This window comes from Pedobacter jamesrossensis (genome assembly GCF_042650905.1).
GTDB classification, from domain to species: domain Bacteria; phylum Bacteroidota; class Bacteroidia; order Sphingobacteriales; family Sphingobacteriaceae; genus Pedobacter; species Pedobacter jamesrossensis.
The window spans coordinates 20,320-28,566 of record NZ_JBHSBY010000115.1; the positions used below are offsets into that span (position 1 = coordinate 20,320).

9 protein-coding genes are annotated in these 8,247 nt (G+C 33.7%); all 9 read right to left on the reverse strand.

The features are described from left to right. Window positions 1-36: 36 nt before the first annotated feature. The 9 genes from ACFOUY_RS11970 to ACFOUY_RS12010 all read right to left on the reverse strand — a co-directional run bounded on the left by ACFOUY_RS11970 (window position 37) and on the right by ACFOUY_RS12010 (window position 8,076). Entirely contained in the window at window positions 37-2,250 is a 2,214-nt protein-coding gene (locus ACFOUY_RS11970) for a cation:proton antiporter domain-containing protein (RefSeq protein ID WP_378960909.1), read from the reverse strand. Between the two features lie 505 nt (window positions 2,251-2,755). After that, window positions 2,756-3,754 carry a bifunctional riboflavin kinase/FAD synthetase gene (locus ACFOUY_RS11975; RefSeq protein WP_378960911.1) on the reverse strand — a complete coding sequence of 333 codons (999 nt, stop codon included), beginning with the start codon at window positions 3,752-3,754 and terminating at the stop codon, window positions 2,756-2,758. Between the two features lie 162 nt (window positions 3,755-3,916). Beyond that, a complete protein-coding gene (locus ACFOUY_RS11980) occupies window positions 3,917-4,777 on the reverse strand; it encodes a YitT family protein (protein ID WP_378960913.1) in 861 nt (286 codons plus the stop codon). Then, the gene (gene truB / locus ACFOUY_RS11985; protein WP_378960914.1) at window positions 4,774-5,505 is read right to left on the reverse strand and encodes a tRNA pseudouridine(55) synthase TruB; all 732 of its coding nucleotides are present in this window, start codon (window positions 5,503-5,505) and stop codon (window positions 4,774-4,776) included. The genes ACFOUY_RS11980 and truB overlap by 4 nt, the downstream gene beginning before the upstream one ends. A gap of 26 nt (window positions 5,506-5,531) precedes the next feature. Further along, a complete protein-coding gene (locus tag ACFOUY_RS11990) occupies window positions 5,532-6,326 on the reverse strand; it encodes an undecaprenyl-diphosphate phosphatase (RefSeq protein ID WP_378960915.1) in 795 nt (264 codons plus the stop codon). A gap of 15 nt (window positions 6,327-6,341) precedes the next feature. After that, complete coding sequence (locus ACFOUY_RS11995; RefSeq protein ID WP_378960916.1) at window positions 6,342-6,728, reverse strand: type II toxin-antitoxin system VapC family toxin; 387 nt, start codon at window positions 6,726-6,728, stop codon at window positions 6,342-6,344. After that, a complete protein-coding gene (gene vapB, locus ACFOUY_RS12000) occupies window positions 6,728-6,931 on the reverse strand; it encodes a type II toxin-antitoxin system VapB family antitoxin (protein ID WP_378960917.1) in 204 nt (67 codons plus the stop codon). The genes ACFOUY_RS11995 and vapB overlap by 1 nt, the downstream gene beginning before the upstream one ends. A gap of 39 nt (window positions 6,932-6,970) precedes the next feature. Then, the gene (locus tag ACFOUY_RS12005) at window positions 6,971-7,198 is read right to left on the reverse strand and encodes a DUF3098 domain-containing protein (RefSeq protein WP_378960919.1); all 228 of its coding nucleotides are present in this window, start codon (window positions 7,196-7,198) and stop codon (window positions 6,971-6,973) included. After that, window positions 7,198-8,076: a cell division protein FtsX gene (locus ACFOUY_RS12010; RefSeq protein ID WP_378960920.1), complete on the reverse strand. Its 879-nt coding sequence runs from the start codon at window positions 8,074-8,076 to the stop codon at window positions 7,198-7,200. The genes ACFOUY_RS12005 and ACFOUY_RS12010 overlap by 1 nt, the downstream gene beginning before the upstream one ends. Window positions 8,077-8,247 lie beyond the last annotated feature (171 nt).

The window sequence follows — 8,247 nt, forward strand, 5'->3', positions numbered from 1 at the left end:
CCAAACGAAGATATAAAATATGTGTTTATTGCGACTCTATATCACTTCCTTAATCTTCTTATTATTGCCTACAATCCAAATTACATCACCATTATCAAAAACGAAATCTGATGATGGATTCAAGATCCTTTCGGCGCCACGTTCTATGCCTACAATTAGTGCTTGTGCTTTTTCTCTAATTCCAGCATTTCGAATGCTTAACCCATAAACAGGCGATTCCAAATTAACAACTACCTTTTGCAAAGTCATTTCCTTATCAGGGAAACTTTTTTCAGATTCTGTTTCTGGTAAATCAACCTCTAAAATAGCTTTAACCATTGCAAGCTGGTCATCTGCACCAATAAGCAATAATTTATCGTTTGGATAGAGGCGTTCGTCTCTGCCAGGCGTGGGAATTGAGTTTCGGCCACGTTCAATCATCGCAATATTAACACCGTATTTCTCTCTAATCATTAAATCGGTAAGCGTTTTTCCAACTACTTCCGATTCTGGAGAAACCGTCAGTTCTGTTAAGTGCGTATCCCAAGGTAAAATATCGGGTTTTTGATTTTCCCTGGCATTTAGATTAAGCATAAATCTGCGTTCTAATTTATCATAGAATGATTGAAGTTTTCTGGAGAAAATTATCATTCCAAACACAATTAATCCTAGTGCAATTCCTGTAGCAACCCAGGTATCGAAGAATTCGTACATCAAAAAGCCAACAAAGAAAATTCCTAAGGCAATTCTAAAAATCTCGATTGCAACTAATGGTCCACGGGTATATTTTTTGTTCAGCCAAAGGTGAGAATAGGCTGTTCTTTGTATTCTGCGGATAGATAAAGCCCATAAAAAAGGAGCCATTAATATAAACGAGGCTATTACGCTTATGATTATTGAGGTTAAGCTATTTGCTATATTCTTCACGATAAATGGCTGTACATAACGATATGCAAGGAAAATTATCGCAATTATGATTACAGAATGAATAATGGTGTTAAATATGTAAGAACGTAATAATACTTTCCAATCGCTTAGCGTAGTTATTCCTTCGGTACTTGAACTGTATCTTTCAATACCATTAAGCCATTTCTGCGGCAAAACTCTTTTTAAAAAATTATAAAAAGGTTCTGCTAATTTAATAAGATATGGTGATGTAAAAGTTGTTATTGCGGCTGCTGCAACAGCAATAGGATAAAGGAAATCGCTGGTTACTTTTAAAGTTAAGCCGAGCGATGCGATGATGAACGAAAATTCACCAATTTGAGCTAAACTCATACCAGATTGCACAGCCGTTTTTAGTGGCTGACCCGAAAGTAATGCACCAAGAATGGTAAATAAGATTTTCCCAAAGATGATAACTAAAGTTGCTAAAATAATTGGCCCAGCATATTTAACAAGCATTGCCGGTTCAATAAGCATTCCAACCGAAACAAAAAATACTGCAGCAAATAAATCTTTAACCGATTTGGTTAAATGCTCAATTCTTTCTGCTTGTGTTGTTTCTGCCAGGATAGACCCCATTATAAAAGCACCTAGAGCAGGGGAGAAACCAACCTTATCGGCAAGTAAGACCATTATTAAACAAAGTGCCAGTGAAACAACCAGCATGGTTTCATCGTTCATTAATTTTTTGGTTGCCTTTAAAAAGGATGGTATTAAAAATATACCAGCTAAAAACCAAAGAACAAGAAAGAACGCTAATTTTAAGATAGACATGACCATTTCTGTACCGGCCGATTGCTGACTAACTGCAAGGGTGGAAAATAATACCAACAGTAAAATGGCTAATAAATCTTCTACAATTAAAACTCCGAAAACTAAACCAGCAAACTTTTTATGTTTTAGACCTAATTCTTCAAATGCTTTAATAGCTATCATGGTTGATGAAATGGATAAAATTCCACCAAAGAAAAGACTATCCATGTCTTTCCAGCCCATCGCCTTGCCCATTAAATAACCTGCAAGGATTATAAATAAGACTTTAACAATTGCCGTAATGGATGCTGAACCGCCAACCTTTACCAGCTTTTTGAAACTAAATTCTAAACCTAAACTAAACAAAAGGAAAATTACGCCAATTTCGCCCCAAATGTTAATGCTTTTGGTATCGGTAACGGATGGAAAAAAATCTAAATGTGAGCCAACTAAAAGGCCTGCAATGATATAGCCTAAAACTAAAGGCTGCTTAATTTTTTTAAATATGAGTGTCGTTATTCCTGCGGCAGCAAGGATTAATCCTAAATCGGCAATTAAATCTGGTAAATGCATGTATAAAAATGAGTATTGAGTAATTAAAATTTTATCTCAGCAATTTTATGTTGAGTATAAACAAAGCTGCATCACTGCAGTTAAAAATTAAATTACCTACCAAAAAACGTGTTTTGGATAGAGCATTTTGAACAGGCACCAATAGTTGAACCTTAGTTTTTTGATTGAAACTTTGGTATTGATGATTTTATTTACTGATAGAAAAAACGCAATAAAAGTAAACAGAATAAAATAGACTGATACTCCTTTAAGCGTAGAGTTTTTAATTAAATCTTTTCCTAAATTTTCTTGCTCTTGCGGCAAATTTAAGGTGATTTTAGAAGTTGTTTTACTGGAAACGAAAGTTTCTTTTATTTTGCTCTTTTGGGTAATGGCTTCTTTTTTTTGAAAGGCAAAGCCTGATAAATTGAAGAAAATCAAAAGAGAAAAAATAATGTAAAAAAGCCTCATTGCTGCTAATATAGCGAAAATGAGGCTTTTTTGAAAGTAGAAAATAGATTTTTAGCTATTTTTCTATCGATGCGAAGTATTCTAATGTTGCTTCTTTATCTTTTTGAAGTTGAATAGTTAGCGCTTCTAAACCAGTAAATTTTACATCATGCCTTAAAAATTTTAAGAAATTCATTTTGATATCCTGACCATAAATTTCTCTGTCAAAATCAAAAATATTAACTTCAATATTTCTTGTCATGCCGTTTATAGTCGGGCGTTGGCCAATGTAAGCCATTCCTTTAAAGATAGAAGGTTTAAGGTTTAAGGTTGAGGCTTCTGGATTTTCCTTTAAACTTTCAAATTTTAAATCCGAACTCAGTTCAACGGTTACTGCGTAAATACCATCACCAGGAATAAGTTTGTATGTTTCTTCAATAAAGATATTAGCCGTTGGAAAACCAATGGTCCTGCCTATTTTATCGCCTTTAATTACCCTGCCGAAAATAGAAAAAGGATATCCTAAATAATCTGAAGCTAAGCCAACATCGCCAGCTAAAAGCGATTGCCTGATTTTTGTAGAGCTTACGGCCACATCGTGAATATCTTGTTCCATAATTTCTTCTACAGTGAAACCAAAATGCAAACCTGAAGCTTTTAAATCAGTTAAATTACCACTTCTATCTTTACCAAAGCGATGGTCGTAACCTATAATAATGTGTTTAGTGCCAATATTTTCAACTAAGATATGTTTAATGTAATCTTCTGGCAGTTGATTGGAAAAATCCCTTGTAAAGGGTGTAATTATTAAATGGTCGACACCAAGATTTTTTAAAATTTCGGCCTTTTCGTTTATGGTATTAATCATTTTTAAATCTTGATTTTCCGGATCGATAATCATTCTCGGGTGCGGAAAAAAAGTAAGGATTACACTTTCGCCACCATCGGCTTTTGCTTTTGTTACCAGTTGCTTAATTATTTTCTGATGTCCAAAGTGTACGCCATCAAAAGTGCCAATCGTTACAATAGCATTTTCGAGTTTAGAAAATTCGGATAAATTATGATATATTTTCAATGGATTTTCTTTTTACTGTGGGTTTTGCATGAGGGATGGAAGCGGTATCCTTTTTTGTTTCTCCTTTGATAAACTCAGGATGAGAGAAACAAAAAAGATTTAGCTTACAGCCCGACCCCTTGCGCAGCTTGGGGACATGCCCAAATTTATTTTAATAATTTATTAATGTAAAGCATGGCGCTTAACTACTCCACCTTTTAAATCGGCAATTTGTTGTTGTATTACGAAGGCATCGGCATCGATTTGTCTTATTGCAGTTTGCAATTTGCTCATTTCTAGTTTGGTAACTACTGTGAAAATAATATCGATATCTTTTTTTTCACCATAACCGCCTTCGCCTTTATATATGGTAACCCCACGTTTCATTTCGCCAATGATAAAACTTTTAATCTCGTCCTGATGCTCGGAAATTATGGTGACACCTGTATATTGTTCTATTCCATTAACTATAAAATCGATTGTATTAGATGCGGATAGATAAGTTAAAATGGCATAAAGAGCAGTTTCTATGTTTAAGAAATATGCAGCAAATGCAAAAATTATGATGTTTAAAATCAGAATAATATTACCGACGGTTAGAACGCTGTTTTTGCTGATGTATAGCGCCAAAACCTCTGTGCCATCGATTACGCAACCACCACGCATGGCTAAACCAATTCCACCACCTAAAAATAAACCGCCAAAAAAGGCTATCAATAACTTGTCGTGGGTGATTGGTTGAAAAGGTAGTATAATTAGTGCTATTGATAGCGCTGCAATTGCGATTGCCGTTCTAAATGCAAAGCCTTTGCCTATTTGCCTGAAACCTAAAATTACAAACGGAATATTAATAATGGCAATCAGGTAAGATAAATTCCAACCGGTAAGTGTGCTTAACAAGAGCGAGATGCCGGTAACGCCACCATCGATAAAATGGCTTGGCATTAAAAAACTTTTTAAACCAAAACAAGCAGAGGTTACGCCAGCAATTATTAAAAGAATTTCTTTTATTAAGCGGGCATTCTTGTTTTTGATATTGTTCATACTTCTGTTTCGGCTTTAACTTCTTCTTTCTTACTGCGAATATAATTAACGAGCTCTAAAACCTCAAACGCATTTGATAGTAAAAAGTTTCCGCTTCGGGTACGAGTTAATTTAGAAAGGTAAGCACCATTGTTTAAAGCTTTTCCGAAATCGGAAACTAAAGAGCGAATATATGTGCCCTTGCTACAAACGATTCTAAAATCGATTTCTGGTAAGTCTATTCTTGTTATTTCAAATTCCGGAACGGTTACAAATCTTTTGCGCAATTCTACTTCTTCACCTAAGCGAGCTTTTACGTATAGGCGCTCGCCATTTATTTTAACTGCTGAATGTGCGGGTGGATATTGTTCTATATCGCCTGAAAATTGAGCGGTAGCATCATAAATTTGTTGCTCTGTAATCTGACTGATGTCGAAAGTGGTATCAACTTCGGTTTCCATATCGAATGATGGAGTAATGGCACCTAAAACCATAGTTCCGATGTACTCCTTTTCTTCGGCTTGGAAGGTATCTATTTGCTTAGTTAGTTTACCTGTACAAATAATAAGCAAACCAGTAGCAAGTGGGTCTAAAGTGCCTGCATGACCAACCTTTAATTTTAGTGGTTTTAAAGAATTACGAATTTTACCAACCACATCAAAGGATGTCCATTTGTATGGTTTATTAATCAGCAATAGTTCGCCTTCGGCGAAATTAAACTCTTTAAATTTTGAATTTTCTGTGCTCACAAATCTTTTTTGTGCAAAGATACAGATTATATAATTTGCATACTGTGGCCGGTAAGCAACAAGATTATAATTACTAAACCAGCAATTATTCTGTACCAGCCAAACATTTTAAAACCATGTTTATTTAGGTAGCCTATGAAACTTTTAATAGCTAATAATGCAACTATAAAAGCAATAACATTTCCAATAATTAATAAATTAGTTTGCTCTGGAGTTATGGTATGGCCTTCCTTATAAAAATCGTAAAGTTTTTTCGCTGTTGCAGCAAACATGGTTGGAACGGCTAAAAAGAATGAAAACTCTGCTGCAACCTTTCTGCTCAACTTTTGTGTCATACCGCCAACAATTGTAGCACCAGAGCGAGAAACGCCTGGAATCATGGCTATGCATTGAAAGAAACCAATTTTTAAAGCGGTTAAATAGGTTATGTTTTCTTCTTCATTAATGGTTGGGTTGTTAAACCACTTATCAACAAATAATAAGATTACGCCGCCGATTAATAACGATATCCCTACAGCCATCGGACTTTCTAAAAGTTCATCGATTTTATCACTTAGTAAAAGGCCAAATACAGCCGCTGGAATAAAGGCAACCAAAAGTTTAATGTAGAAGTTTATCGATTTGAAAAATCTTTTGAAGTATAAAACAACTACCGAAAGGATAGCACCTAATTGAATTGCAATGGTAAATAATTTTACAAACGGATCGCTTGCAATGCCCATAAATGATGATGCAATGATCATGTGACCTGTACTCGATACAGGTAAAAACTCTGTTAATCCTTCAATAACTGCAAGGATAATGGCTTCAAAAGAATTCATATTTTTAATAATGGGTTAATCCCAAAGTAATTTTATTTTATAGTTTTTTAATTTTCTATCTCTGGATATGAGTGTTAAATTTTCTGATATTGCTTGAGAAACTATAATCCTGTCAAAAGGATCGTTATTTACAAATTCTAGTGATAATAATTTTGCAAGATGAGCTTCATTAATGGGAATAATTTCAATCTGATTTCTTTCGGCAAACCGAAACAATTCTTTAAATTCAATGCCTAAATCAAGTTTTCCAATTTGCTTTTTTATTGCAATTTCCCATAAAGATGCTATGCTTAAAAAACAAGACTCATTAATGTTTGAAAGTTTTTCTTTGATTGAAATTGGTAATTGACTATCACCTGCCACAAACCATAAAAAAGTATGAGTATCAAGTAAATATGCCATTAAATATACTCTGAAAACAGTTCTAGTGGTTCATCAAAATCATCAGATAATTTGATTTTACCTTTTGCAAAACCAAATTCACGCGATTTTAATTTAGGCTTGTCTTTATTTTTTGTTTTCAAGAATGCAACAAAATCTGCAACTTCCTGCCTAAGATTTTGCGGGAGCGAATTTATTTCAAGTTGAAGTTTTGTAGTTGTCATACTATAAAGGTATGAAAAATTACTTTTTACCTCTAAAATTTATTTTTTAAGAATAGCGTAAATGCCAAATGCGAAACCGAAAAGCACAACTAATGGCGCTAATAAAGTTCTTCTAAAATCATAAATGTCGCCAGTTGTACCCATCATTAAAATGAAACCAACAACTACAATTGCAATACTAATTAGTAATAACTGATAATTTTTTTTGGTGAAAACCAACTCGCTTTTAATGTCCTTTGCAACAGGACTTGTTTTTTTTTCTGCCATTATCTATAAAGATTGTAAGATTTTAAACGTAAATATCTGCTAACCGCAAACCAGGTACTAATGCCTGTAATAAAAATACCAACAATTACTAAACCAATAAATACCAACCCGAATTCTCTGTAATTGTTAAGAATAATAATTTCCGGAACTTCTTTACGGGCATAAATTAATGTTGCTAATAAAATTATAATCGCAATAAATGCAGCAATTAAACCATGCAAAGCAGCAAATAATAAGAAAGGACGCCTAATAAAGTTTTTCGTTGCACCAACAAGCTGCATACTTTTAATTAAAAATCGCTGCGAGTAAATGGCTAATCTTATTGTGTTGTTAATCAGCGCTATAGAGATAATGAGTAGCAATGCAGCAAAAGCTAAAATTATTAAACCAATTGTGTTAATATTTTTGTTAACCATATCTATTAAAGAACTTTGGTAAACCACTTCTTTAACGACAGGGTTTTTAGCTATACTCAATTTTAATGCATCTATGCTTTTATTGTTAGCATATTCTGCTTTTAAATATACATCAAAGGTTGATGTTAAAGGGTTGTACCCTAAAAAGTTAACAAAATCTTCGCCTAAATCCTGTGTTAAATTTCTTGCAGCTAATTCCTTATTTACATATTGAGTTTGTTTTACTGCAGTATTCGCGTTCAGTTCTTTTTGAAAAGCCAAAACATCAGCTTCTTTAGCACCTTCATCAACAATTATGTTTAAAACAATATTTTCTTTAACGTAATTAGATAGGTTTTTGGCATGTACAAGTACCAACCCAAGCAGTCCTAGCATTAATAAAACCAATGCAATACTTATAATAGTAGAGATATATACGGTTTTGGTTTTCTTAGATGCATCACTTACTTCGAATTCTTCCATGTATTTTATTGTTGTTTCTGCGAAAATATAAATTATACCTGATAAACACCAATATTAGGGATGCTAAATCAGGGTCAACGCATAAAATTTTCTAAAATTCGTTGTGTTATCCACAAAATGTTAATTTCTGCCTAAGAACTTTTTTATTTTAAAGGCCTGGTTTCATATAGC